The 24,654-nt window shown below is 57.0% G+C and carries 23 protein-coding genes and 1 tRNA gene; 6 read left to right on the plus strand and 18 right to left on the minus strand.

Annotated elements, in window-relative coordinates; translation table 11 throughout:
* Positions 1-53: 53 nt before the first annotated feature.
* The 7 genes from A8B84_RS07320 to A8B84_RS07350 form a co-directional block, all read right to left on the minus strand.
* Positions 54-893, minus strand: a complete 840-nt coding sequence (locus tag A8B84_RS07320) for a DUF2797 domain-containing protein (RefSeq protein ID WP_064227365.1) — start codon at positions 891-893, stop codon at positions 54-56.
* On the minus strand, positions 890-1,180 hold the full coding sequence (locus A8B84_RS07325; protein WP_064227364.1) for a YeaC family protein: 291 nt from the start codon (positions 1,178-1,180) through the stop codon (positions 890-892). The genes A8B84_RS07320 and A8B84_RS07325 overlap by 4 nt, the downstream gene beginning before the upstream one ends.
* A gap of 165 nt (positions 1,181-1,345) precedes the next feature.
* Positions 1,346-2,209, minus strand: a complete 864-nt coding sequence (locus tag A8B84_RS07330) for a rhomboid family intramembrane serine protease (protein ID WP_064227363.1) — start codon at positions 2,207-2,209, stop codon at positions 1,346-1,348.
* Between the two features lie 43 nt (positions 2,210-2,252).
* On the minus strand, positions 2,253-3,266 hold the full coding sequence (locus tag A8B84_RS07335) for a metallophosphoesterase (protein WP_064227362.1): 1,014 nt from the start codon (positions 3,264-3,266) through the stop codon (positions 2,253-2,255).
* A gap of 2 nt (positions 3,267-3,268) precedes the next feature.
* Positions 3,269-4,153 carry an NAD(+) kinase gene (locus A8B84_RS07340; RefSeq protein WP_064227361.1) on the minus strand — a complete coding sequence of 295 codons (885 nt, stop codon included), beginning with the start codon at positions 4,151-4,153 and terminating at the stop codon, positions 3,269-3,271.
* A 111-nt stretch (positions 4,154-4,264) separates the two neighbouring features.
* On the minus strand, positions 4,265-5,512 hold the full coding sequence (locus A8B84_RS07345; RefSeq protein ID WP_064227360.1) for a hypothetical protein: 1,248 nt from the start codon (positions 5,510-5,512) through the stop codon (positions 4,265-4,267).
* A gap of 205 nt (positions 5,513-5,717) precedes the next feature.
* A complete protein-coding gene (locus A8B84_RS07350) occupies positions 5,718-7,787 on the minus strand; it encodes an NADPH-dependent 2,4-dienoyl-CoA reductase (protein WP_064227359.1) in 2,070 nt (689 codons plus the stop codon).
* 154 nt (positions 7,788-7,941) lie between these two features.
* On the opposite strand from A8B84_RS07350, the gene A8B84_RS07355 reads away from it, so the two are divergent.
* On the plus strand, positions 7,942-8,991 hold the full coding sequence (locus A8B84_RS07355) for an AraC family transcriptional regulator (protein ID WP_064227358.1): 1,050 nt from the start codon (positions 7,942-7,944) through the stop codon (positions 8,989-8,991).
* Between the two features lie 2 nt (positions 8,992-8,993).
* On the opposite strand, the gene A8B84_RS21580 is transcribed toward A8B84_RS07355, so the two are convergent.
* The 3 genes from A8B84_RS21580 to A8B84_RS07365 form a co-directional block, all read right to left on the minus strand.
* Positions 8,994-9,146, minus strand: coding sequence for a hypothetical protein (locus A8B84_RS21580; RefSeq protein WP_161487078.1), 153 nt, complete (start codon positions 9,144-9,146; stop codon positions 8,994-8,996).
* A 77-nt stretch (positions 9,147-9,223) separates the two neighbouring features.
* Positions 9,224-9,300 (minus strand) — tRNA-Asp (locus A8B84_RS07360).
* A 138-nt stretch (positions 9,301-9,438) separates the two neighbouring features.
* Positions 9,439-10,470, minus strand: a complete 1,032-nt coding sequence (locus tag A8B84_RS07365) for an AraC family transcriptional regulator (RefSeq protein ID WP_064227357.1) — start codon at positions 10,468-10,470, stop codon at positions 9,439-9,441.
* 282 nt (positions 10,471-10,752) lie between these two features.
* On the opposite strand from A8B84_RS07365, the gene A8B84_RS07370 reads away from it, so the two are divergent.
* Positions 10,753-11,625, plus strand: a complete 873-nt coding sequence (locus tag A8B84_RS07370; RefSeq protein ID WP_064227356.1) for a MaoC family dehydratase — start codon at positions 10,753-10,755, stop codon at positions 11,623-11,625.
* Here A8B84_RS07370 and A8B84_RS07375 read toward each other — a convergent pair.
* Genes A8B84_RS07375 through A8B84_RS07385 form a run of 3 tightly spaced genes read right to left on the minus strand, consistent with a single transcriptional unit; the run spans position 11,622 to position 16,325 of the window.
* On the minus strand, positions 11,622-13,205 hold the full coding sequence (locus A8B84_RS07375) for a response regulator (protein ID WP_064227355.1): 1,584 nt from the start codon (positions 13,203-13,205) through the stop codon (positions 11,622-11,624). The two genes, A8B84_RS07370 and A8B84_RS07375, sit on opposite strands and share 4 nt — an antisense overlap.
* A gap of 45 nt (positions 13,206-13,250) precedes the next feature.
* Positions 13,251-13,877 (minus strand): response regulator FixJ, encoded by a 627-nt coding sequence (gene fixJ / locus A8B84_RS07380; protein ID WP_008170525.1) that lies wholly within the window; start codon positions 13,875-13,877, stop codon positions 13,251-13,253.
* Between the two features lie 39 nt (positions 13,878-13,916).
* A complete protein-coding gene (locus A8B84_RS07385; protein WP_064227354.1) occupies positions 13,917-16,325 on the minus strand; it encodes an ATP-binding protein in 2,409 nt (802 codons plus the stop codon).
* 217 nt (positions 16,326-16,542) lie between these two features.
* Here A8B84_RS07385 and A8B84_RS07390 point away from each other — a divergent pair, with 217 nt between their 5' ends.
* Positions 16,543-16,920, plus strand: a complete 378-nt coding sequence (locus A8B84_RS07390; protein ID WP_064227353.1) for a PilZ domain-containing protein — start codon at positions 16,543-16,545, stop codon at positions 16,918-16,920.
* Between the two features lie 7 nt (positions 16,921-16,927).
* Here A8B84_RS07390 and A8B84_RS07395 read toward each other — a convergent pair whose 3' ends face one another.
* Entirely contained in the window at positions 16,928-17,398 is a 471-nt protein-coding gene (locus A8B84_RS07395; protein WP_064227352.1) for a flavodoxin family protein, read from the minus strand.
* Between the two features lie 234 nt (positions 17,399-17,632).
* Between A8B84_RS07395 and A8B84_RS07400 the strand changes: the two genes are divergently transcribed.
* Positions 17,633-17,890 carry a hypothetical protein gene (locus tag A8B84_RS07400; RefSeq protein ID WP_064227351.1) on the plus strand — a complete coding sequence of 86 codons (258 nt, stop codon included), beginning with the start codon at positions 17,633-17,635 and terminating at the stop codon, positions 17,888-17,890.
* Here A8B84_RS07400 and recA read toward each other — a convergent pair.
* A complete protein-coding gene (gene recA / locus A8B84_RS07405; protein WP_064227350.1) occupies positions 17,887-18,933 on the minus strand; it encodes a recombinase RecA in 1,047 nt (348 codons plus the stop codon). The genes A8B84_RS07400 and recA overlap by 4 nt on opposite strands.
* 164 nt (positions 18,934-19,097) lie before the next feature.
* Complete coding sequence (pncC, locus tag A8B84_RS07410) at positions 19,098-19,598, minus strand: nicotinamide-nucleotide amidase (protein ID WP_064227349.1); 501 nt, start codon at positions 19,596-19,598, stop codon at positions 19,098-19,100.
* A gap of 82 nt (positions 19,599-19,680) precedes the next feature.
* On the opposite strand from pncC, the gene mutS reads away from it, so the two are divergent.
* Both mutS and fdxA read left to right on the plus strand, forming a co-directional pair.
* Positions 19,681-22,311, plus strand: a complete 2,631-nt coding sequence (mutS, locus tag A8B84_RS07415; RefSeq protein ID WP_064227348.1) for a DNA mismatch repair protein MutS — start codon at positions 19,681-19,683, stop codon at positions 22,309-22,311.
* 149 nt (positions 22,312-22,460) lie between these two features.
* A complete protein-coding gene (gene fdxA / locus A8B84_RS07420; RefSeq protein ID WP_064227347.1) occupies positions 22,461-22,784 on the plus strand; it encodes a ferredoxin FdxA in 324 nt (107 codons plus the stop codon).
* A 71-nt stretch (positions 22,785-22,855) separates the two neighbouring features.
* Here the strand turns inward: fdxA and A8B84_RS07425 are convergent, their stop codons facing one another.
* Both A8B84_RS07425 and A8B84_RS07430 read right to left on the minus strand, forming a co-directional pair.
* On the minus strand, positions 22,856-23,494 hold the full coding sequence (locus A8B84_RS07425; protein ID WP_064227346.1) for a LysE family translocator: 639 nt from the start codon (positions 23,492-23,494) through the stop codon (positions 22,856-22,858).
* Positions 23,495-23,518: 24 nt separating this feature from the next.
* The gene (locus tag A8B84_RS07430; protein WP_064227345.1) at positions 23,519-24,553 is read right to left on the minus strand and encodes a hypothetical protein; all 1,035 of its coding nucleotides are present in this window, start codon (positions 24,551-24,553) and stop codon (positions 23,519-23,521) included.
* Positions 24,554-24,654 lie beyond the last annotated feature (101 nt).

A 24,654-nucleotide genomic window follows, 5' to 3' on the forward strand; every position in this document is an offset into this window, starting at 1 on the left:
GCGCTGGAATTCAGGGCCCGCTGGCGTGAAAAGATGGGCCGGGCAAGGCGCTGTCAGCCTTCCATGACCCGGAAACGGACTTCATAACCGGTGAATTTCCGAATATTGATCACACCGGTATCCAGGATAAGGTACTGCCCCTTTATGCCCTCGAGCACGCCCTCCACTTCCGGCGTTTTGTCGAGGTTATGGGTTTTGATCTTTTCTGGCCAGACCTTGACGGGATAGCTCAGGCCAAGGCCCTGCTCGTCAACTTCCCGGATCGAATCCTGACCGTGGGTCTGCCGAAGCGCCTCAAGATCGTCAGCGATCAGCCCAAGCATGCGCTGACGCTCCCGTGCCAGATCGAGCTCAGGAACATCGCCCTTGAGCATCGCCCGCCAGTTGGTCCGGTCAGCGACATGGGCCTTGCAGGCGACTTCCACCAGGCCGGCAATATACCTCGTTGCAACACGGACCATCGGTATGGCGTCTACTGCCCCCTGATCAATCCAGCGTGTTGGCACCTGGGATCCGCGGGTAATGCCCACCTTCAAACCCGATGAATTGGCCAGATACACCATGTGTTCGACCATGCAATGGGTTTCTCCCCATTCCGGCTCCCGACAGGTACCAAGGTGATAGTGGCACTTCTCCGGACTCATGATGCAACTGTCACAGGCCGCCAGCTTACGAAAACAGGGAAAACAGAAGCCCTGATTGAAGCTCTTGTTGGTTTTCCGGTCGCAGTGGATGCACCGGATCACACCATCGAAATCCAGACGCAACGGCCTACCGATCAAGTCGTTCAGAGGAATGCGGGTGTCGCCCACAGCAATGGAGTACGCCACCGGGCCACCCACCTCCGCAGGCATTTTGCGCAGCCGGCCGGTGACATCAATCAGCTCGCTCAAGACTTGACCTCAACATACTGGTCTGGATCGACGTCACCGTTACCCTGCGTGCGCTGAACCGACGGATCACAGGCGGTCCCCGCCTTGCTGCCCCGGTCGAGGTAGCCTGTGCGCTCCTCTTCCGGAATGTTGTGCAGATTCTCGTAGTAGATCACCGCCTCCAGGCTTATTTCACGCTGTTCGGGCGTCAGTTTACGGCCATCGGGCCATTTACCGAGTTCAATTGACTGCCGGAGACTCCGGTAGACATTCGGATCCAGCCGCTCGATCAGTTCTTCGTAGGTCATCCCGCTCTCCTGAAAAAACGTTCATTAAAAATGTGGCAGAACCGTTTGACAGCATCAAACGATAATGATTATCATTGCCTCACCAAATGACGACGGTCGTATCATTTGGTCTCTCTCATCAGGAGCTAAAAGCTCTTTTAACGCCCCGCCTCTGGCGGGGCTTTTTTATGCCCCATGCCTGCGTCTTACGGGCAAAACCACCGCAAGGGCCAATCCGGCAACAAACCCACCCAGGTGCGCTTCATTGGCCATACGCCCGAGCCCGATCATTTCGGGAAGTGGCGTAAACCCGATCACCATCCATGCAACTGCAAAGGTAACCAGTGCCGGCGGAAACTGGAACCTCGGTGCAGATCGCTGGCTAAGCCAGCAATAGCCCAGAATCCCATAAACCACTCCGGATAGGCCACCGAACAGGGGCCCGGAAACAAAATATTGCAAGCCGTTCGAGACCAGACTGGTAATCACAAACAGAGTGATCAATCGGGCCCGACCATCGAACCATTCGATCTGGCTGCCCAGAAACCAGAGCATGACGGAATTGAATATGATGTGGGTCCAACTGAAGTGCAGAAAATCGGGTGTCAGCAGCCGCCAAATCTGGCCACTGGCCAGGGTGGCGGTCAAGGCGTCAACGCGACCGGCCATGGTGCCCCAGTCATAATCACGTGGATCAATCACCATCAGGCTGGCCGCCAGTTCATTCTGGCCCATGGCCGTAAGCCAGACCATGGCTACAGCAAACACAATGATCCCAAGTACCAGCGGCGCATGCCGAGGTGAGGGCTGCCAGCGCCCACCAACAAATACCGGCGACCGATTCTGGCGATCCACAGCCTCCCTGATTTCGGGTTCCGCCATGAAACGGTCCAGAGCGGAAAGCACAGGTTCAGCGTGGGCCGGGTCCTCCAGCCAGAGCACCTGGAATCCCCCTTCTTCCGTAATCCGGTGGGTCACACCCTGGCCGTTCAGCCAGCGACTGAAGCCGGCCAGGTTCACCGTGGTATCCAACTGCTTGACTCGGTACACCGCTTACTCCGCCTGTGGAAATGGTTCAGCTGCAATGCACGGTTTACCGCGCAACGCTGTCCTCGCTGGTGGGATAGTCCGGTTGCTCCGGCCTTTCCACATCTACCCAGACAAATTTGTCACGGGAAAGTGCCCGCTCACCATCCATCCTGTAGGCCACCAGCCGCCCGTACTTCACGGCACTGTAGTCAATGCAGGCGACATTAGGTTTGAGCGGCGCAGGCTCGCCCTCCATCCAGTAATGGCCCACGAAAACCGGCGGCGCATCCAGGGGGTAGCTGATCAGTTGTTTGCGCTCGCCATCGGTCAGTACCCGGCTTGCCACTTCGGGCGGCAGCGGGTCTGGCTGGAACACAACATCGGCATAGGTATGGGGATCGTCCGCCCAGAATTTGGTTCGGAAAAACTCACGCACGTAGCCATCCCGGCCCGTGATAGCCATTCCCTCGGGGAGCCGGAGATCTGTGCCACGCAGAAGGGTATCCATGACCTGCCCGGCAAAGGACTCGATGGCGGCAGAAGCGTGCAGGAAATCCTCATCGATGCAGGCGCCGCCCTGCGACTGCTTGAATTTTTCGATCAGATCGCCGTCCCAGCAGGCGTGAACAACGCGGAAGTCCTCGTCGTCGATGAACAGCGGTATGGTGTAGAACCACTCGAGAAACTCATTCCACTCGTACGGATGCGCCTCGAACTGTTCCAGGGTCTCCCGGATCAGACGGTCATGACGGGCGTTGTGCTCACGCAAAAAGGTTTTGCCGCTGCCAGGACGTGCCCGCGTGCAGTAACCCAGCGCATTGTACTCATGATTGCCCATGACAATACGGGCCGAACCATGTTCCACCATGTCCCGCACCAGATGCAGCGCCTCACGGATGCGGGGTCCACGATCAATGATATCGCCAATGAAAATCGCCTGACGACGCGGGTGCTGGTATACCCCGTTGATCTTGCGGTACCCCATCTGGTCCAGCAATCTGGCCAGGGTATTGGCGCAGCCGTGTATATCGCCAATAATGTCGTAACCGCGACTCGCGGTCGGTCTTGTTGCAGCCATGATCAACTCGCTGATATTTCACTAGCCCAGCCAAGCTTGTCACGGCAGGTGGCGTAGAAGTTGTGGTCGGTGGGGTGAATCAACCGGATCTTGAACGGCTTCTTGGTGATGCGAATGATGTCGCCTGGCGCACAGGCAATGTTCATCTGGCCGTCAAAGCTGATTTGCGGATAGGTTTCATTGGTCTCCCCGATCACCAGTTTGATCTCACTCTTGCCATCGACAACGATCGGCCGGCTACTGAGAGTGTGGGGAAACATCGGCACCAGAACAATGGCATCCAGCTTGGGATGCATGATCGGACCACCAGCGGAAAGCGAGTAGGCCGTAGACCCGGTCGGAGTGGAGACGATCAGGCCATCCGAGCGCTGGCTGTAGACAAAATGGCCGTCAATGAACAGATCGAAGCCGATCATCCTGGTGGATTTACCCGGATGCAGCACAACATCGTTCAGGGCGGTACCAAACCCCAGGGGCTGACCATTACGCTCGACGTTGCCATCCAGCAGAAACCGGGTTTCCTCCATGTATTCGCCCTCCAGAACCTTGCCCAGTCGTTCCTCAAGGTCGGAAGGGGATATGTCGGTCAGAAAGCCCAGACGGCCACGGTTTACCCCAAGCAGGGGAATCTTGGACTTGGCCAGCTCACGGGCGGCTCCCAGGAGGCTGCCATCACCGCCGACCACAATAACCAGGTCACAGATCTCGCCCAGCAGTTTTTTGCTCGCCACCTGCAGGCCATGCCCGGGCAACATGCTGGCTGTGTCTTCCTCAAGAATGACGTGGTAGTTGTTGGCGATCAGGTACTGTTTGAGCTGGCGCAGTGATTCAACCACTTTCACGCTGCCCATACGGCCAATCACACCAATGTTCCTGAACTGATCCATGAAGTTTCCTGTGGTGTCGGGATGCGGCGGGGACAAACGAAACCGTTACCCCGGTGACAATCTGGCGTACAGTTTAACGAAAGTCACCCCGATACTGAAAAAGTTCCGGCCTCAGGCTTGGTGTTTCTCGCACCGGTCATCAATGCCCGGACGGAATTCTGCTGGCTGACTTACCCGCAGAATCGGCTCACCACAAGAATTGCCATCGTTGCCTTCGTGGGTGCAGACGGGGTTTTCGTAATGCTCCAGCCATTCCCGATAAGCGGGCTCATTCATACCGCAGCGTTCTGCTGCATAGGCGGTGGGGTTACTGAAGTAGGTTTCAATGTCTTTGAAAGGCAGCGTCACATGACCGACGCCCGGCTGGTAGGCCACTAGAAACACCGTCTGGCGCTTCAGATGGTCCATGATGGAGTCCTCCGGCGGTTCACGATGGCTCAGCTCGTGGTTTTCCTCCTCAAGGGCAACGATTTTCTCGTCCCTTAACTCCAGCTCCCGTTGGCGCCGTTCCAGCTGTTCCCTGAGCAGCAATAGCTCGGCACCCGCGTTTGAATCCTCACGCTGTTTTTCCTCACCAACAGCGGCCATCTGCTCCTGCATGGTGAGGTACTGCTCATTTCGCTCCGCCAGTCGCTTTTTGAGCTGCTCATTACTCAGGCGCTGGCGCTCGTATTTCTGCTCGAGATCTGCAAAATCACTGCGCAACGCCTGAATTTCCAGGCGATGTTCCCGCTGGATGTCCGAAAGGGCATCCCGGTGAACACTTTGCAGGGTCTTGATCCGTAGGCGCTGCTCCCGGATCAGCTGCGCCAGACGAGAACGATCTGCCGCTGCCGCAGACTCTTCACGCTCAGCAGAATCCTCGGCCTGCTCGCTCAGAACCGGAATGTTCTCTTCCTGGACCGGCTCCATTTTCCGGAATTTGAGACTGTTGGCCTCAACCGCTTTGCGAATCGCCTGAAAATGGTTGTTCCCGGGTGTCATGTCCGGGTCCCACAGATCCTCCTTGAACTTGGGGTCGGGGCATTGGCTCCGACAAACCAGCCGGATCGCACCGCCACCCATGTCAGGCCCTTTGGCACCCATTCTTGCCAGCTCTTCAATTGGCACATTCCAGTGACTGTCGGCTCGACCTTCCTCATCAAACCAGATCCGGAAGAAAACCAGTGCCTGAACCCGGAGATCGCCACTCAGCTCAACCAGAACAGCCCTGACATCGGTTTCGGCGAGATCGGACAACCCTACATAGCCATCCAGGAAGGCTCCGAATTCATTGGCCCGCATCTCACGGGCCACCTGATTCCCTTCCACAAAAAATACCGCCGAATAACCATCGGTTGCCTGGTCGGCAGACACCATTGCACGTTCTCCACAGTTCAACGACTCGACATCACACGACAGAACCCAGAAAGATGTTCCATCAGATAGCGATGCCGGCCTCTTCAACCCCGGCTTCCCCGTATCAGGGTGAAGAGGCAAGCTGACAGACTCAAAGCTATTAGTCTAGCCAGACAATCGTTTCTGCACAGGGAAAAACTGCAACGATTTGTGATCGTGTTTGCGCTTAAAGCTCTGCCGCCAGTCGACTTCCCTGATCGATGGCCCGCTTGGCATCCAGTTCCGCGGCTACATCCGAACCGCCAATCAGGTGCACCGGCAGGCCAGCCGCTTCGAGATCGCTCTGCAGTTCACGCAGCGGCTCCTGACCGGCACATACGATAATGGTGTCTACCGGCAGCACTCGGTCTTCGCCCTGCTCCGCGCCTTTCGGCGTGACCGTTACGTGCAGTCCCTCATCATCAATTTTGCGGTAGGTTACACCGGGAACCATCTGAACCTGACGGTTCTTGAGGGAGGTTCGGTGAATCCATCCCGTGGTCTTGCCCAGATTCTTGCCCACTTTCGATGCCTTACGCTGAAGCAGGTAGACCTCACGGGCAGGCTCCGGGACTTCCGGCTCAACGCCCTGAATGCCACCCCGGTGTTCGACGCTCAGATCCACGCCCCACTCTCGCATGAAGTGGTCGGTGTCTACCGCGGCCGAGGTGCCCTTGTGGACAATAAACTCGGAAACGTCGAAGCCAATACCGCCGGCGCCGATCACTGCCACTCTTTGCCCGACCGGCTTGCGCTCAAGCAGGGCATCGAGATAACCGATCACTTTCGGATGATCGATTCCTTCGATTTCCGGAGTACGCGGTTTGACGCCGGTTGCCAGAATCACCTCATCAAAGCCGCCCGCTTTGAGATCGTCAGCGCTGACCCTGGTGTTCAGGCGCACGTCCACCTGGTGCTTTTCGAGCATCACCCGGAAATAACGCAGGGTTTCGTAGAACTCTTCCTTACCCGGAATCAGCTTGGCAACATTGAACTGACCACCAATCTCACTGCCGGCATCAAACAGCGTTACCTTGTGGCCACGCTCTGCAGCCACCGAGGCAAACGCCAGACCGGCGGGCCCGGCACCAACCACCGCAATGGATTTCGGGGCAGCAGTTTTCACGTATGTCAGCTCGGTCTCGTGACAGGCGCGGGGATTCACCAGACAGGACGTCAGTTTGCCGCTGAAGGTGTGATCAAGACACGCCTGGTTACAACCGATGCAGGTGTTGATCTCGTCGGCGCGATCTTCTGCCGCCTTCAGAACCAGATCAGCGTCTGCCAGGAACGGACGGGCCATGGACACCATATCGGCATCGCCCTCAGCCAGTATCTTCTCGGCCACGTCCGGCATGTTAATCCGGTTGGTGGTAACCAGCGGAATGCTTACCTCACCTTTCAGGCGTGCCGTCACCTTGGTAAAGGCGCCGCGGGGAACCGAGGTAGCGATGGTGGGTACCCGGGCCTCGTGCCAGCCGATGCCAGTGTTGATGATGGTTGCTCCCGCCTTCTCGATTTCCTTGGCCAGATGCACAACCTCTTCCCAGGTGCTGCCGTCCTCAATCAGATCCAGCATGGAGAGGCGGTAGATCAGGATAAACTTCTCCCCCACCCGCTCACGAACCCGGCGAACGATTTCGATGGGCAGGCGAATACGGTTTTCGTAACTGCCACCCCAGCGGTCGGTCCGGTGGTTAGTGTGAGAAACGATGAACTGGTTGATGAAATAACCTTCCGAGCCCATGACTTCAACGCCATCATAACCGGCACGCTGCGCCAATGCGGCGCAATCCGCGTAGTCCTGGATCTGCTTTTCGATGCCGGCCTCATCCAGCTCCTTTGGCTTGAAAGGATTGATCGGCGCCTGAATCGCTGAAGGTGCCACCAGCTCCGGAGAGTATGCATAACGGCCAGCATGAAGAATCTGCATGCAGATCTTGCCATCCGCTTCATGCACGGCGTCAGTGATAATCCGATGCTTGTCGGATTCCTCTTCGGTGGTCATCTTGGCGGCGTGTTGGAACACACCCCCTTCCACATTCGGAGCAATACCGCCGGTAACGATCAGGCCTGCACCGCCGCGGGCACGCTCTGCATAAAATGCCGCCAGCCGCTCAAATCCGTTCTTGGCTTCCTCCAGCCCCGTGTGCATGGAGCCCATCAGGGTACGGTTACGCAATTTGGTAAAGCCAAGATCCAGCGGCTCAAGCAGGTTCGGGTATTTGGCTACGCCCGGAGTGGTGCTCGCAGTCATGTTCGGTCTCCTCATCGTGATCTTCGGCGGGACTCCCAAAACGGCCAGGGCCCCATTCATTGTTGAGCCTTAAACTACTCGCGGTCCTTGCCATCGACAATATCCAGGCATAACATTTTATTGTCCCTGCATAACATGTCAGACAAAGACTGCAATGAGCGATCGCCGATCTACCCCAGCCAAAAGCCGGAACTCACTGGGAGACATCAGTGTTCTCTATGTATCTGCGCTAATGCGGGCAGCCGAAGCCGAAGGTGCGAACAGTGCAGAACTGGCATCCCGTTTCCAGCTTGACCATCAGACACTGACATCGCCAGAAGCACGCATCAGCATTCCAAGATTCATGCGCCTCGGGCACGCGGCGATCAACGAGACCGGCAACCCGGCCCTGGGTTTGAGGATGGGAGCATTATCCCGGCCTGTCGACGCCGGTATTGCCGGGCTTGCCGGAGAGACCGCCAGCACGGCCGGAGCGTCGATCAGCGCACTGATTCGCTACGCTCTGCTGACCAGCCGCAACAGCCGGGGAACACCAACGGTCTGGCCGGAAATTCGGCAGGCCCAGTTCTATTCCATTCGCCCTTACAACGGCTTCAACTATTTTGTGGTGGATTCTGTTCTGGCGGCCTGGACCCAGTTCCTGCGAACCGTGACCGGTCGCTATGACGTTCTTGAAAGAGTCACCATCGAGTACCGGTCCATTGGCCAGGATGACTTATTCGAAAGCTGGTTCCGCTGTCCGGTGCAATTCGGAGCGACGAAGAACAGCCTCACAGTACGACAGGATATCTGGGAAAGCGCGAGCCAACAGGCCCAACCGGCCATGCATGAAAAGCTCACGGAGCTGTGCGAACGGGAACTGCAGCAGATCCGACGGGGATGGACAACGGGCGACCGGGTAAAAAACCTCCTCACACCGCTGTTCCGGGGCGAGACACCGAGCCTGGAAACCATTGCCATGAAACTGGGGGTTGCGCCATGGACGCTCCAGCGACAACTGGCTGCAGAGGGAACCGGGTTCAGGGAACTGATGGATGAAACGAGGAAACAGTTGGCGCGGGATTATATTCGCGAGACGGAGACATCACTGGCGGAAATCGCCTGGCTTCTGGGTTTTGCCAATCCTGCCGCCTTTCACAAGGCTTATCGGCGATGGTTCAGCCTGAGCCCGGGGGAACACCGAAAGCGAATCCGGCATTCCTGAGATCAGAGCTCCATAGCATCGTCCCAGCCAGCATCGTCTTCGTATTCTTCAAACTGGTTTTCAATCAACTCTTCTTCGTAATCCCGCATGGCGGCTGTCCTGTTCTTGAACTTTCCGGAACAGACTAGACCGTCTCGGTGACAGAACGATGACACAGAATTGAATTCGCGCAGACAGGAAAGGCCGTCAGAAATACTGGGGCCGTTACGGATTAAAACAAGAAGAGCAAAAATGGCGGAGCGGACGGGACTCGAACCCGCGACCCCCGGCGTGACAGGCCGGTATTCTAACCAACTGAACTACCGCTCCGTGCGGGTCACCACAGCTAGCCTCGAAAAGGCTTGGCAATCAAGGGTGTGATTGCTCTGTGACAACGAGGGCGCATTATAAAGAGGCGCCCTGTTATGTCAACGCTTTTTCTTAAATTTTTTCAGAAAAAGCGTTCTGTTACATGGCATCGACCATGGCGTCCTTGCCCTGGGCGGTTTTGCGATATTCGATAGGTGTCATTCCGGACCAGCGCTTGAATGCGCGATAAAAAGTGCTGGGCTCAGAGAAGCCGGTGAGATAGACAATTTCATCGATGGATTCGTCAGTAGTTGCCAGAAGCTGACGGGCCAGACGATAACGAAAATCCGCGAGCACCTGATTGAAGCTGGTCTCGGCCTCTGTCAGGCGCGTACGCAGGGTTCTCGGCTTGATACCAAGACGCTCGGCCACGGCATCCAGGGTAACCTCCCCGCTATCGAGGAGTTCGGCCACAATCCGCTCCACCTGGCCAACGATATCCTTTTTCTCCAGCCGGGCGACCTGTTCGCTGGCAAACCGCTCGTGCAGATCCAGCAGCTCCGGCTCCGCATGAGGTGAGGCGTGGGACAACAGTTTTGCAGGAAAGTACAGCCGGTTCTGCTGCGCACCAAAGGTGACGTCACATCCGAGCACCTCGCGCACATGGTCCTGGCCCTCGGCCCGTTCATGCTCGAACTCAATGCGTGAGGGATAGAAGTTGCCATCGGTGATCGAGCGGAAAAAGGTAATCAATCCCAGCACGAAACATTCGTTGAAATGCCTCAGGCGGCGGACATCATCAGACGCTGCATCCAGCACCATGCAGGCGTCATCACCTTCAATGAAGAAATCGGTATTCGCCGCGTCACTCAGCAGGCGCTGGTAGTTCTGGGCCCGCCGCAGGCCTTCGCCGAAGGTTGGGCTGCTCAGAAAGAGATATTCCAGCACCTGTCCTTTGTACGCAGGGAGTAATTGCCCAAGGTGCAAGCCAACATCGGGATCCCCGGAAACATCCTCAACAGCCTGCCAGAAATACATCTGGGCACTGTGGGGGGTTCGAAGCTGCTCGGTATAGACGTAATTCTCATCCACACCCAGTCGAGTGAAGATGGCATCGGTATCGATTCCCTTCTTTTTCATCGCCTCATAGATCAGGCGCAACATCACTCCCGCGTCACGAAGTTCCTGCATAAGATTCCGCTTTTTATTGGTTTACTACTGTGACCTTCCCGACAGCCGCCATGGCACGCCAGGTCAATGCCTGATCTGGCGGGGTTTGCCAGACTCCAGGGGTTTGCCAGACTCAAGGGGCCTATGAAATGCACCCTGTTAGACAATCGTCTTATATTAGAGCATATCAGGCCACAGACGCCGAGTTGTACCAAATTGTAAAAAAAAGCATACCCTTTGCTTCAAAGCTTTCTAATCAGGCAATGCCGGGATTCATTGTCCGGGCTGTGAAGGAGAACACCAATGTCAGAGACTCTCGTTTACCACAACACGCCGCCCGCCTTGTTACCGATGTATGGCAGAACACTGTTGCCGAAGCAGAAGCAAACCGGCGGTGATATCAGCATCCCGAATCTCTCGGCGAGTCTGCTCGGTATCAGTACCGCAGGCAAGAACCTGAAACGCTACCAGCAGGTATGCGGCTTCAAGGCTCACAGTCATCTGCCTGTCACCTGGCCGCACGTGCTGGCTTTTCCCCTGCACCTGAAACTGCTTACCGAGAAAAGCTTTCCCCTGCCGCTGCTTGGTCTGGTGCATCTGCGAAATACGATCACCCAGCACCGACCAATCGGCACCGGGGAAAACCTGGATATGCAGGTAAGGCTCGGCAACACCGTTAACAGCGCCCGGGGCGTGGAATTCGACCTGATTACGGAGGCACGCTCGGCAGGAAGGCTGGTCTGGGAAGAAGCAAGCACAACGCTGTTCCGGCAATCGGATGGTGAGGGCAAATCCGGCAAAAAAGCGCCACCAGAGCTGGAGCGTTATCCGAACACAGAAAACATGAAAGCACCCGAGTCCATTGGCCGGCAGTACGCACGTGTATCCGGCGACAGCAATCCGATCCACATGCATGCCCTGAGCGCCAAAGCCTTCGGCTTTCCACGGGCAATCGCCCATGGCATGTGGACCAAAGCCCATGCACTCGCCCTACTGGAGCAACAGGAAGACTGGCAAAATGGCGCTCTGAGCGTCAGCTGCCAGTTCAAGAAACCGTTGTTTCTGCCCGGCACAGCCCAGCTCAACTGGCAAACGGGAGAGAAAGGCTGGGACTACCAGGTCTTGAACGCCAAAGGCGATGCGCCCCATTTAACCGGGCGCATCAACTGGCTCTAGTTCTGGGAAGGCTCACCATCCGGTGCGCAGGGGGAACCCTGGGCGCCGGCGACAGGCAAAGTAAAATAGAAACAGGCGCCGCCATCTTCCGGTCGCTCGAAACCTATGTCGCCACCCTGCGCCTGTATCAACGAGCGGCAGGTTGAGAGACCAATCCCCATGCCCTCGTCCTTGGTTGTGAAGAACGGCAGGAACAGTTTCTCTTCGGCGTCTTCCGACAAGCCAACGCCATGGTCGCGCACCTGGATTCGCACACAGGTGTCACCCTGCACACTGGCACTCACCTCGACCGGCGCACTGGAATCAATGCTGCTGGTGGCCTCCAGGGCATTACGAATCAGGTTGAGCGCTACCTGCTGCACCTGAACCGGGTCTGCCAGAACCTCCGGCATGTTCTCCGGAACCGACAGTTCAATGGCACCCTTGTTGTTGCGCATATCCACTTCTGCAAACTGCCGGGTGTCTTCCAGCAACGCAGGCACGGACAGTACTTCCTTGCCCGTGGCCGGCTTTTTCATGAATCGACGTATGCGACGTATGATTTCACTGGCCCGGTGGGACTGGGCCTCAATTTTGTCCAGGGTCTCCTGAAGCAGACCCATGTCCGCGTTTTCCTTCGCCATCATCCGCTTGGCAACGCGGGCATAATTGGTGATGGCTGTCAGCGGCTGGTTAACCTCATGGGCAACACCGGCGGCCATCTCACCCATGGTAGTCAGGCGGGAGGTATGGGCCAGCTGATCACGCTGTTCCTGAACCAGCTGCCTGGCATCCTCCAGCGCCTTTTCGTTGTCCAGTTCGGCAGTGATATCCCGGAACACGACAACCGCACCATGAAGCTCGTCAGAGTCCAGTTTCGGGGTGGAACGATATTCCGCCGGAAAGCCGGTGCCATCGGCCCGCAGCATTCGGATATCCCGCTGGCTCTCCGCCACACCCTGCTGGCAGGTGGCCTTTACCGGCAAGCCGTCCGGATTGTCCCCGGCGGTCGCGAAGTGGGTCTGGAAAAAATCGCGACCAATCAGCTCTTCCACCGGGCAGCCAACAATCGAGGCCGCCGCAGGGTTGGCAAATTCGATGATGCCGTTCTCATCAAGACCGTAGATGCCTTCGCTGATGGAATTGAGAATCCGGGCCTGGTCACTCTGCAGCTCGCGATTGCGGGCCTGCAGCTCCCGCTCGAGGCGAATCACACTGGCGTGGGTTTTAACCCGGGCGATCACTTCCTGGGACTGGAAGGGTTTGGAAATGTAGTCGGCGCCACCGAGGGAAAAGCCTTTCACCTTCGCCTGCAGGTCATCCAGCGCAGACAGGAACACAACGGCGCAGTCGGCCGTCTGAGGGTCCGCCTTCAGGCGCTCACAGACTTCATAGCCATCCATCTCCGGCATCATGATATCCAGCAGAATCACTTCAGGCTGATGGCGGTGGGCAAGGTCGAGGGCCTTTTCGCCTTCGTTGGCAATGAGTAGCCGGTAACCTTTGTCTTTCAGGGTCTCATAGAGGACTTTGAGGTTCTGCGGATTATCATCCACGAGCAGAACCGTTACCTCCGAGTTCTCGCTGACAGCTTCAGTCATAAATGTCGGGCCGGTTAAAAAAGTAACCGTATGATGCCGCCGGGATCACCCTGCGTCGATAAGGTCCTTTACGGACAGGACCATACGAACGAGATGTGCCAGGGAATGGGTACCCATCTTGTGCATAACGCGGGAACGGTGGATCTCCACTGTGCGCTGGCTTATCTCCAGCTCAATGGCAATCACCTTGTTCGCCTGACCAGCAATCATCCTGTCCATGATCTCGTGCTCGCGGGGGGTGAGGCTCTTGATGCGGCGGATGATCTCCTGCTTCTCATCCAGAGACTTCCGCTGCTCCAGATCCTGCTTGAGTGCCGCCTCGATTTTCTCCAGCAGCGCTTCTTCCCGGTATGGCTTCTGAATGAAGTCCACAGCGCCCTCTTTCATGGCATCAACGGCCATGGGCACATCACCGTGGCCGGTCACAAAGATGATGGGCAGGATGGAGTGTTTTTCATTGAGTTTTTTCTGGAGTTCCATACCGTCCATGCCGGGCATGCGGATATCCAGCACAATGCAGCCTGCCATCTTGTCGGAATAATCCTTCAGGAAAGCGGTTGCACTCTCATAGGTCTTGACCGGCTTGCCGTCGGATTTCAGCAGCAGCTCCAGGGAATCGCGGACTGCTTCATCGTCCTCTACAACGTACACGGTTTGCTGGATATCAGTCATGGGTGTGTTCTCTCCTGTCCGTTTTCTTATGATCGCCGGTCAGTGAATTGACGGGTCTTTATGGTCGTCACGAGCATGTTCCTGGCGCTCGTGTTCCCGCATTTTCTCAAGTCGTTGCTGGATAATGCCAAAAACGCTCTGCTTCGGGTACCTGCCTTTGTCATCGGCCTTGCCCGCAGGCTTGCCAAGCAGCAGAGTTATGGCCTCTTCAACACGGGCAACCGCGTACACCGAGAATTGCCCCCCGCGCACTGCCTGCACCACTTCGCTGTCTAGCATCAGGTTCTGCACATTGGTGGCTGGCACAATGACACCCTGGGTGCCTGACAGTCCGCCCTTGAGCTGGCAGGTGGTGAAAAAGCCTTCCACTTTCTCATTCACGCCTCCGATGGGCTGAACTTCGCCAAACTGGTTGACCGACCCTGTGATCGCCAGATCCTGTCGCACCGGAATTCCGGAGAGTGACGAGATCAGCGCGCACAGCTCTGCCAGCGATGCACTGTCACCGTCCACTTCGCCGTAGTTCTGCTCGAAAGTCAGACTGGCCGACAGATGCATCGGATCGTTGACCGCAAAATGGGAGGCGAGCCAGGAGCTGAGAATCATCACGCCCTTGGAGTGAAGATTGCCACCGAGCTTCACATCACGCTCAATATCCATCACCGCGCCATCTCCATAATAGCAGGTAGCAGTGACACGGTTGGAAAGGCCAAATTCAAAGCCACCCGTGGACAGCACTGACAGTGCATTGACCTGGCCAACGCACTTCCCAGTGGTAGTTACGAGCGTCGTGCCGTCACGGATGGAATCGTAGAACTGATCCCGGATCCGGCTGCTGCGATATTTCGCACTTTCCAGCGCGCGCTCAACATGCAGGTCCTGGATCAGCTTGGCACCGGCCTGTCGGGCCCAGAAATCCGATTCCCGCAGCAGATTGGCAATATCCGCGGCGTGCAGGGAGAGTCTGTCCTGATGTTCTGCCATCCGGGCACTGTGCTCGATTACCCGGGCAACGGCCTTGTTCGAACAATGCAGCAGTTTCTTCTCACTCACAAGGCTGGCAATGAATTTTGCATAAAGCAACTGACTGTCATCGGAGCGGTACATCTCGTTCTCGAAATCCGCCGTCACCCGGAACAGTTCGGCAAACTCGGAATCGTATTCCTGCAGCAACATCCAGGTTTCACGATCACCGAACAGAACGATCTTGACGTCCAGGGGAACCGATTCTGGTTCAATTGAGATAGTGCCGGACAGCGTCAGTTCCCGTTCCAGGGAATTTATCTGTATGGACTTCGAGCGCAAGGCACGCTTGAGGCCGTCCCATACAAACGGCTGTTCCAGAACCTTGATGGCATCCATCAGCAGATAGCCCCCGTTGGCCCTGTGCAGGCTGCCCGGTCGAATCAGGGAAAAATCCGTGAACACCGTGCCCTTGTAGGTAACGTTCTCCACATAGCCAAACAGGTTATGGTAGGTGGGGTTATCCTCCACCACCATAGGCACCTCGTTGGTTTTCTGGTGCACCAGCACATTGACGAGATACCTGCGGGGCATCTTCTTGTCCAGGGAAGCGTAGGCAATTGCCGCCTGTTCTTCATTGTCGTCGAGAAATATCTCCAGATTCTCCACCAGGTCCGCCCGAACCGCTTCAAAATAGGCGACCACATCAGGCAGATCCTTGTATTTTTCGATCAGCTCATCAATCTGGTGGCCAGAGATACCTTCGAGCGTTTCCTGGTTCAGGGCCTGCTGTTTATCAGCATACTCCTGCTCCCAGTCCGCCAGTTTGCGCAGGGCCTGGCGCAGCTTTTTCTCGAGCCTGTTGATGGTATCTTCAAACTTGTCACGCTGCTCTTCGCTCAGGGCCTGGAAGGATTCTGCGGTATGAGGCTCATCCCCGTTCATGGCAACCAGGCGGTAGCCACCCGGCGTGGTCACAGTGAGGCTCACCTTTTTGCGGCGGGCCTGGGCCGCCACTTTCTCCAGCTCATCTTCCTGCTTCTTGCCGTACTCGTTCTTCAACTGCTCCGAGCGCTCCAGGAAACTGTCACTGTCAAAGGTCTGGGGAATCACCTTGACCAGTCGACTCATCAGCTTTTCCATATCCTGCTTGAGCTGGGTGCCTTTTCCTGCCGGCAACTGCAACAGCTTCGGAATACGCGGCTCCTCGAAGTTGGCCACGTAGCACCAGTCATGGCTCTGTTGATCCGTATCCACATGGTGCTCCAGGTAGCGCAACATCATGGTGCGCTTACCCAGGCCATTTCGGCCAACGGCATACACGTTGTAACCGCCATGGGGCATTGCCAGGGCAAAACGCACAGCTTCCTGGGCGCGGTTCTGCCCGACGATTTCAGCCAGGGGCTCCAGTTGCTTGGTGGTTTTGAACGGCAGATCTTTCAGAACACAGGCTTTGTAAAGCTGGTGCAGAGACAGTGACTTCAAGGTTTGGTCCTGTAACGGTTAACACATTGGCCGGTCATTGTAGATTCTGCAGTCGGCTCTGTCGCGTTCAGCAGGAAGATTTCTGGAGTTGCGCACACTGCACAGGATTTTGTTAGACAGTTCACAATTCCGCAGCCGGTTATTTTTCAGCCAGCCCTTCCGGAACTACACTTCATCTCCCAACCATAAATACAATGAATGCAAGGGACGCCAGTGTATGACCAGTGATTCCGCCGAACGCAGAATCAAGGATCGTTACCCCGCCTCCTGCCTGAAGGTTCAGCTCCGGGAGCGTGGTTTCTTTGGTCGGGGCAAGCAGCCCACGCCGGTTACCTGCCTGGACCTAAACCGCTACGGTATGGCCGTGCTCTGCCCCAGGCCGGTGGAGCCCGGGGCCCGCCTGTTCATGGATTTTGACGGCAAATACATCAGCGAATCGCGGGTTTGCGCCCGGGTGGTGGACTGCCAACCTTACCAGGCCGGCTATCGCGTCAGCGTGCAGTTCAGCTATTGCCTGGACAAAAAAGGCTATTCACGAACTGTCGACAATGCCCTGTCGCGGATTGAAGGCTTCTACAACCGGTTTGCCAGCTGAGCCAGCCTCACACCAGCCCGGCATCAAGGCTGGCCGCGACATACATCCCCAACTCCCGGCACTGGTCTTCGAACTCATCCCGATACTCACCCCGGCAGATCAGAGGCTCCTGGATCAGCTTCCAGCGCAACCCGGTGGTAATGCTTTCAATTGCCCGATTGGTGCCCGTGCCGTCATGGCCGGCCCGAATGTAGTAGGCAAAGGGCAAACCCTGGGTTTTCTCAAGGCAGGGATAGTAGCTGCGATCGAAGAAGTCTTTCAGGGCACCACTCATATACCCGAGATTCTCAGTGGTGCCCAGAATGATGGCGTCACAGGCCAGAACGTCTTCAGGGCCCGCATCCAAAGGCGCCATCACCTTTACCTCAACGCTTTCGATGTCTTCATGGCGGGCGCCTTGCTCAGCTGCCTGCCTGAGCTTGAGCGTATTGGGGGAAGGGACGTGAGCGACTATCAATAATCTCTTTTTTGCTTCCATACCGCCTCTGATTTGTATCTGAAGAGCAAGAAACCTGAGCACCTATCGAGTATGAATTCATTGTGACTCCACCTCAAACCGAAGGAAGAGGCAGCAAACACAGATGTCTATTTTTTGAGCAGCACAGAGGTGAAAATGAATGATCTGTTACGAGAATTTTTGAACATTCTGAACCGATACCCTGCAACGACTTCTGCTTAGTATGAACCAGACAGTTAAGAGGAGGAGAAGTCGATGCGTTTTCTCAACAGCAAAAATCTACAGGATCTCTATCGTCGAATGAAATACCGGAGGTGGATCAAAAGCCAGCTACAACAAGCTGGTGGCGAGGACTACCTCAGGCGCCTGGAAATCGACATCGGCGCTGAACCAGGCCACTTCAGGAGAGAACTGGAAGAAAGACTAATACCTGAAAAGAAAGTCGAGGATGGGGATGGCGCGGAAGGTTTACATTGCCACCTGCCGCGCCTGGTATTGCTCAGGAAGGGTTAGAGCAGCTCGCCGTTAGCTTCGGCGGGCGCTTCTTCAGCCTCTTTCTTGGAGACCGGCTTGGGCATCAGCTTATCGCGAACCTTGGCCTCAATCTCATTGGCAATGTCCATGTTTTCTTCAAGGAACTTGCATGCGTTCGCCTTGCCCTGGCCGATCTTGTCGCCGTTGTAGGCGTACCAGGCACCAGACTTGTCAACAAAGCCTTCCTTGACGCCCATATCCAGAACTTCTGCCATGTGGTAGATGCCCTTGCCGTACATGATCTGGAACTCGGCCTGTTTGAACGGCGGTGAAACCTTGTTCTTGACCACTTTAACGCGGGTCTCGTTACCAACCACCTCATCGCCATCTTTCACGGCGCCGATGCGGCGGATATCAAGACGAACGGAAGAATAGAATTTCAGGGCGTTACCACCGGTCGTGGTTTCGGGCGAGCCGAACATCACCCCGATTTTCATACGGATCTGGTTAATGAAGATCATCAGGCAGTTGGCGTGTTTGACGTTACCCGTCAGCTTTCGCAGCGCCTGGGACATCAGTCGCGCCTGCAGACCAACGTGGCTGTCGCCCATTTCACCCTCAATCTCCGCTTTCGGGGTCAAGGCCGCCACGGAGTCCACGATGATCACGTCTACCGCGTTGGAGCGCACCAGCATATCGGCGATTTCCAGGGCCTGCTCACCGGTATCCGGCTGGGAAACCAGCAGCTCATCCACGTTGACGCCCAGCTTCTCGGCATACACCGGATCGAGGGCGTGCTCGGCATCCACAAACGCACAGGTTTTGCCGGCTTTCTGGGCCTCTGCAATCACCTGCAGAGTGAGCGTGGTCTTACCGGAACTCTCCGGACCGTAGATTTCGCAGATCCGACCGTAGGGAAGACCGCCGATACCCAGGGCTACGTCCAGCCCCAGGGAACCGGTGGAGACCGCAGGAATGGCTTCACGGGGCTGATCGCCCATTTTCATGACAGCGCCTTTGCCAAACTGGCGCTCGATCTGCCCAAGTGCTGCGCTCAATGCTTTCTTGCGGTTGTCTTCCATCAGTGCAAACCCTCTGTCGCCTGGGCCGCCGACCTCAGATAAAGGGCGGCAGCAATATAGTGGATCGGGAATCTGTACAGCCTAAACAGTCAATTCCCTGTATATTTGAACAGTATTAAAACATAACCCGCAGAGGAGACCAACCCCCTCGGATGTGAAAGCCGTCAGAGTTCGCCCACAAAATCGTTAACCCCTTGAAGGGCAAAGAGAACGGCTTGCCGGCGGACCTGATCACGATCGCCCTCAAAGTGCTTTACCACCGCCACGGTGGAGGCCGGATTGCTACCCCATGCAAACCAGACTGTGCCCACAGGCTTGTCCTCGCTGCCACCTCCGGGCCCGGCTACACCGCTGATGGCCACAGCAACGTCCGCGTCTGTCGCCACCAGGGCACCGGCCACCATTTCCCGCACCACCGGTTCGCTGACCGCCCCGTGTTCATCCAGCGATTTCCGGGTCACGCCCAGCAACCCCTGCTTGGCCTCATTGCTGTAGGTTACCAGCCCGCCAAGCACGTAAGCCGAGGACCCGGCCCTGTCGGTCAGTACCTTGGCAACCCAGCCGCCGGTGCAACTTTCCGCCGTAGCGACAGTACGGCCGGTTCGCAGCAGTCGTTCACCAAGGCGATTGCCTGCCTCTTCCAATTCCTGATCGCTGGCCAGCATAATGACCTCCTTCATTTCATCGCGGCGGTTATTTTCTTACAATTCACGCCTTCATCCAAAGCAAGGCTACCCGGACCCGTTCATGTCAGCAGCTCAGACCGATCTTTCCAAGCACACGCCCATGATGCAGCAGTACCTGAAGATCAAGGGCCAGCACCCCAACGAACTGGTGTTCTACCGCATGGGGGATTTCTACGAGCTGTTCTACGAAGACGCCAAGAAGGCGGCAGAGCTGATGGACATCACCCTCACCGCCCGGGGCCAGTCCGGAGGCAACCCGATCCCCATGGCGGGCATCCCCTATCATTCTTCTGAGGGCTACATTGCCCGGCTGGTTCGGGCAGGTCAATCCATCGCCATCTGCGAACAGATTGGAGACCCGGCTACCAGCAAGGGACCGGTTGACCGTCAGGTGGTAAGGATCGTTACACCGGGCACCCTGAGCGACGACGCCTACCTGGAGGATCGCCGCGACAACCTGCTGGTTGCCATCTATAACCACCGGGAACAGTTCGGTTTTGCCTCGCTGGACATCTCCAGCGGTCGTTTCGCGGTCTCGGAGCTGGAAAACCTGGAAGCCCTGCAGGGCGAACTCCAACGGCTGCGTCCGGCGGAAATTCTGATCAGCGAGGATTTTCCCTACGAGGAAATTCTGGAGGGCTTCACTGGAATTCGCCGTCAGGGCCCATGGCTGTTTGAATCCGATACCGCCCGGCGGGTGATTACCCAACAGCTGCAGGTGCGAGACCTGACCGGATTCGGCTGCGAAGACCTGAACCTGGCGGTCTGTGCCGCCGGTTGTCTGCTGCAGTACGCCAAGGAAACCCAGCGCACCGCCCTGCCCCATATCCGCAAGCTGACCCGCGAGCGTCGGGATGAAGCGGTGATTCTGGATGCCGCTAGCCGCCGAAACCTGGAAATCGACACCAACCTGATGGGCGGCCACCAGTACACCCTGGCCTGGGTGATGGACCGCACCGCCACCGCCATGGGTGGCCGGGAGCTTCGGCGCTGGCTGAACCGCCCGCTGCGGGATGTGGAGATCGTCCGTCAGCGCCAGCAAGCGGTTTCAGCGCTGCTTGACGGGTTTCACTACGAGCCTGTACACGACCTTCTGAAAACCGTTGGCGACATTGAGCGGGTACTGGCCCGTGTCGCACTTCGGTCAGCGCGCCCTCGAGACCTGGCACGGCTTCGCGACGCCTTTCAGGCCTTGCCGGACCTGCAGGAAACCCTGAAACCGGTTAACTCCCACCATGTCGTCAAGCTGGCGACCACCATTGGAGAATACCCGGAACTGGCCGACCTTTTGGAGCGCTCCATCATCGACAATCCTCCGGTGGTGATTCGCGAAGGCGGGGTTATCCGGGAAGGCTTCGACGAGGAGCTGGACGAGCTGCGCAACATCAGCGAGAACGCCGGCCAGTATCTGCTGGACGTGGAAACCAGGGAGCGGGACCGCACCGGCATCAGCACCCTGAAGGTGGGTTACAACCGGGTCCACGGCTATTACATCGAAATCAGCCGGGCCCAGTCGGACCAGGCGCCGGTGGATTACATTCGCCGACAGACCCTGAAGAATGCCGAGCGGTTCATTACACCTGAACTGAAAGAATTTGAAGACAAGGCCCTCAGCGCCAAGAGCCGGGCGCTGGCCCGTGAGAAAGGCCTGTACGATGAGGTACTAGAAACCGTGGCCGGGCAATTGGCACCATTGCAGGATGCCGCCCAGGCGCTGGCGGAGCTGGACGTACTGAGCAATTTCGCCGAGCGCGCCACCTCCCTGCGTTTTTCGGCGCCGGAATTCAGCGAATCCCCCGGTTTCGACATCGAGGAAGGCCGCCACCCGGTGGTTGAACAATTGCTGGATGAGCCTTTCGTACCCAACGATCTGTTGATGGATACCCAGCGCCGCATGCTGGTGATCACCGGCCCGAACATGGGCGGTAAATCCACCTACATGCGCCAGGCAGCGCTGATCGCCCTGCTGGCCTACACCGGCAGTTTTGTGCCAGCCAACCGGGCGGTGATCGGCCCCGTGGACCGGATTTTTACCCGGATGGGCTCCTCCGACGACATCGCCGGCGGCCGCTCCACCTTCATGGTGGAAATGACCGAAACCGCCAACATCCTGCACAACGCCACCGAGCACAGCCTGGTGCTGATGGACGAGGTGGGCCGGGGCACCAGCACCTTTGATGGCCTGTCACTGGCCTGGGCCACCGCCGAACACCTGGCCCGGGAAATCCGTTGCTACACCCTGTTTGCCACCCACTATTTCGAGCTCACCCAGCTGGCCGATGAGTTGCAGCATGCCGTCAACGTGCATCTGACAGCCACCGAACACGATGACAGCATCGTATTCCTGCACAACGTGCACGATGGCCCGGCGAGCCAGAGCTATGGGCTCCAGGTAGCCAAGCTGGCCGGCGTGCCCCAGGATGTGATCCGTAACGCCAAGACCCAGCTGTCCCATCTGGAAGGCAGTGCCTCGCCAGCGGCACCGGCAGCTCCGACTGGTGAACAGAGCATCGATACGCCCCGGGCCAAACCGGCCACCCAGGTTAACGAACCCGTCTACCAGGGCGACATGTTCGCAAGCCTTGAACCCAGCGCCGTGGAAGAAGCCCTTAAAGAGATGGATCTGGATGGACTATCCCCCCGGGATGCCATGAACCAGCTTTACGAACTGAAGGCGCTGATGAAGAAATAGCGGAAAATTGATCTGTGTAATAAGGTTATAGCAGCCCAACGCTTGCGGCTGTGCGGGTCGCTCCCTACAATATCGCGCACTAAAATATAACGGCGGCGCCCGACGGCGCTCCTGATGAGACTGACCACCACTGGACCAGGGATCTGACTATGGCGTTTATCGTTACTGATAACTGCATCAAGTGTAAATACACAGACTGCGTGGAAGTCTGTCCGGTAGACTGCTTCTACGAAGGACCGAACTTTCTGGTAATCGACCCGGACGAATGCATCGACTGCGCCCTGTGCGAGCCAGAGTGCCCGGCCGAAGCCATTTTCTCGGAAGACGAGCTGCCAGCCAATCAGGTCCAGTTTGTAGAACTGAATGCTGATCTGGCCGCAAAATGGCCGAATATCACCGAAAAGAAAGACCCGCTGCCCGACGCCGAAGAGTGGGATGGCAAGCCGAACAAGCTGCAGTATCTGGAAAAGTAAGATTTCAGAGCTGAAACGGAAAAAGGGAAGCTGCGGCTTCCCTTTTTTTGTGCGAAGAGCATCAGAAACGATCAGGTACTGGCCAGCTTGGCGCCCATGGCCACGAAAAACCCACCGGTCAGGCCGTTCAGCATCCGCTTCATCCGCGCATTCACGCCCAGACTCCGGAAAGTGACCACTACCCAGGCCAGACCGCACTGCCAGAGCATGGCCAGCAGAAAATGCACGCCTGCCAACATCAGAGACTGCTGAAAGGCGTTACCGGCTGGATCTACAAACTGTGGCAGCAGCGCCATATAGAACAGCGCGGTTTTCGGATTCAAAACATTGGATAACAGCCCCTCACGGAACGACGCCACCATGGCGACCTTCCGGCGAGCAACCTTTTCCTCTTTTACCTCGGGGGCGTCGCCCCGGCGAAGGGCCTGTCGCAATGAACCGATGCCCAACCACACCAGATAGCAGGCACCGGCCCATTTCAGGGCTGAAAAGGCCCAGGCGGTTTCCACAAGCAGAAGGGAAATGCCCAGAGCCGAGAGCGTGGCATGAATGAACAGGCCGCTGCAGATGCCAACGCTGGTGACACAACCATCCCGCAAACCACCCCGGCCGGTATTGCGCATCACCAGAAGGGTATCAACACCCGGTGTAATGGTGAGCAGGGTAATTGCGACGAGATAGGCCCAGAACAGATCCGAGATCAAAACCATTCCCTCATAAACACTTGAACGAAATCAGGCCTCCTGCTGGAGAATCTTGCGCGCAGCGGCAGACTTATAAAACGGTGCAAGCCGCCGGCGAATCAGGGCCTCAACATAGCCCTCTTCACGCAATACGTCTATAACCGGAATTGCGTAGGCATCAATCTCCGCCATGACGACTTCACGGCTTACCCCCATATCGCCGAGCAAGTCTGTGAGCGGGCGCTCGCCATATTTTACGAACAGGTGGGAAACCACCGCCCGGGCACAGTTCTCGAAGTATCCGGTCTTGCGGAACTGCAGCCAGAACTCATAGCCCAACACCACAAACTCCTGCAGTTCCACGTCGCCAAGACCTTCATGCAGCTCGGCAATGGTACGGTCTTCCAGCGACACCCAGGCCGCCATTACGCTATCGCGCAGCTCGTCGTCAGACAGGGCACTATGCAGGAACTGCTCACTGCGGCTGATTAGCCCCGGCAGGCTGTCCGACAGCCAGGCCTTCAGGCGCCGCTCAAAGGTTTCATCCAGCCCCGGCACGGCCCTGTTCGCCATGCGCTTTCCGAACTTCATCATCGAACCCACGCCCGGTACAGACTTGGTAATCAGGTTATCCTCGTACAGGTAGTTCACCAGGCCGTGGTAAACCACATTAGACACCAGTTCCTGATAAACCGGGTGTGCCATAATTTCGCTGATCACTCGCTCTCGCTGCTGCCGGAGCTCCAGGGCCTCCTCCAGAAAGCCGGTAGCCTGTTCGCGGGTGATAATCTCACCCAGGGTGGTCTGCGACTGCACATCGGCATTGAGCACTTCGGTCGCCATTTCCGCGGCCAGCTCCGGAATGCCTGCATCCAGCTCCATATCCATAACAATGCGCTGGATGACGCCCATCACCTGCTCTTCCGAAGTGATCCGGTTCAGGGTTATCTCACCGGCATAACTCCACAGCTCATCCAGCTCCTGCTCCAGAAACTTGCGCAGCTTTGCGCCTTTCAGCGAGGCCAGTTCATGCTTCACATGCTGTTCCAGCAGTTGGGTGGCGAGATCCGTTTTGCCTTTGGTCATGGCGTCAGTTGTCCTGTTGTTGAAATGAAACACACTGACCAGAGGCTAACATGAAGTTCAGGCTGGCAGGTTTGCCAAAACTACAGGTCAAGGGATGCGGC

The organism is Marinobacter sp. EhC06, assembly GCF_001650915.1.
Classification (GTDB): Bacteria; Pseudomonadota; Gammaproteobacteria; order Pseudomonadales; family Oleiphilaceae; genus Marinobacter.

Excerpts from the sequence above, each read along its gene's own strand:
- A8B84_RS07325 (WP_064227364.1), bottom strand. The coding sequence starts at position 1,180 with ATGACCTACGAAGAACTGATCGAGCGGCTGGATCCGAATGTCTACCGG.
- A8B84_RS07335 (WP_064227362.1), bottom strand. The coding sequence starts at position 3,266 with ATGGCTGCAACAAGACCGACCGCGAGTCGCGGTTACGACATTATTGGC.
- A8B84_RS07340 (WP_064227361.1), bottom strand. The coding sequence starts at position 4,153 with ATGGATCAGTTCAGGAACATTGGTGTGATTGGCCGTATGGGCAGCGTG.
- A8B84_RS07345 (WP_064227360.1), bottom strand. The coding sequence starts at position 5,512 with ATGGTGTCTGCCGACCAGGCAACCGATGGTTATTCGGCGGTATTTTTT.
- A8B84_RS07350 (WP_064227359.1), bottom strand. The coding sequence starts at position 7,787 with ATGACTGCGAGCACCACTCCGGGCGTAGCCAAATACCCGAACCTGCTT.
- A8B84_RS07355 (WP_064227358.1), top strand. The coding sequence starts at position 7,942 with ATGAGCGATCGCCGATCTACCCCAGCCAAAAGCCGGAACTCACTGGGA.
- A8B84_RS07365 (WP_064227357.1), bottom strand. The coding sequence starts at position 10,470 with ATGCAGGAACTTCGTGACGCGGGAGTGATGTTGCGCCTGATCTATGAG.
- A8B84_RS07370 (WP_064227356.1), top strand. The coding sequence starts at position 10,753 with ATGTCAGAGACTCTCGTTTACCACAACACGCCGCCCGCCTTGTTACCG.
- A8B84_RS07375 (WP_064227355.1), bottom strand. The coding sequence starts at position 13,205 with ATGACTGAAGCTGTCAGCGAGAACTCGGAGGTAACGGTTCTGCTCGTG.
- fixJ (WP_008170525.1), bottom strand. The coding sequence starts at position 13,877 with ATGACTGATATCCAGCAAACCGTGTACGTTGTAGAGGACGATGAAGCA.
- A8B84_RS07390 (WP_064227353.1), top strand. The coding sequence starts at position 16,543 with ATGACCAGTGATTCCGCCGAACGCAGAATCAAGGATCGTTACCCCGCC.
- A8B84_RS07395 (WP_064227352.1), bottom strand. The coding sequence starts at position 17,398 with ATGGAAGCAAAAAAGAGATTATTGATAGTCGCTCACGTCCCTTCCCCC.
- A8B84_RS07400 (WP_064227351.1), top strand. The coding sequence starts at position 17,633 with ATGCGTTTTCTCAACAGCAAAAATCTACAGGATCTCTATCGTCGAATG.
- recA (WP_064227350.1), bottom strand. The coding sequence starts at position 18,933 with ATGGAAGACAACCGCAAGAAAGCATTGAGCGCAGCACTTGGGCAGATC.
- pncC (WP_064227349.1), bottom strand. The coding sequence starts at position 19,598 with ATGCTGGCCAGCGATCAGGAATTGGAAGAGGCAGGCAATCGCCTTGGT.
- mutS (WP_064227348.1), top strand. The coding sequence starts at position 19,681 with ATGTCAGCAGCTCAGACCGATCTTTCCAAGCACACGCCCATGATGCAG.
- fdxA (WP_064227347.1), top strand. The coding sequence starts at position 22,461 with ATGGCGTTTATCGTTACTGATAACTGCATCAAGTGTAAATACACAGAC.
- A8B84_RS07425 (WP_064227346.1), bottom strand. The coding sequence starts at position 23,494 with ATGGTTTTGATCTCGGATCTGTTCTGGGCCTATCTCGTCGCAATTACC.
- A8B84_RS07430 (WP_064227345.1), bottom strand. The coding sequence starts at position 24,553 with ATGACCAAAGGCAAAACGGATCTCGCCACCCAACTGCTGGAACAGCAT.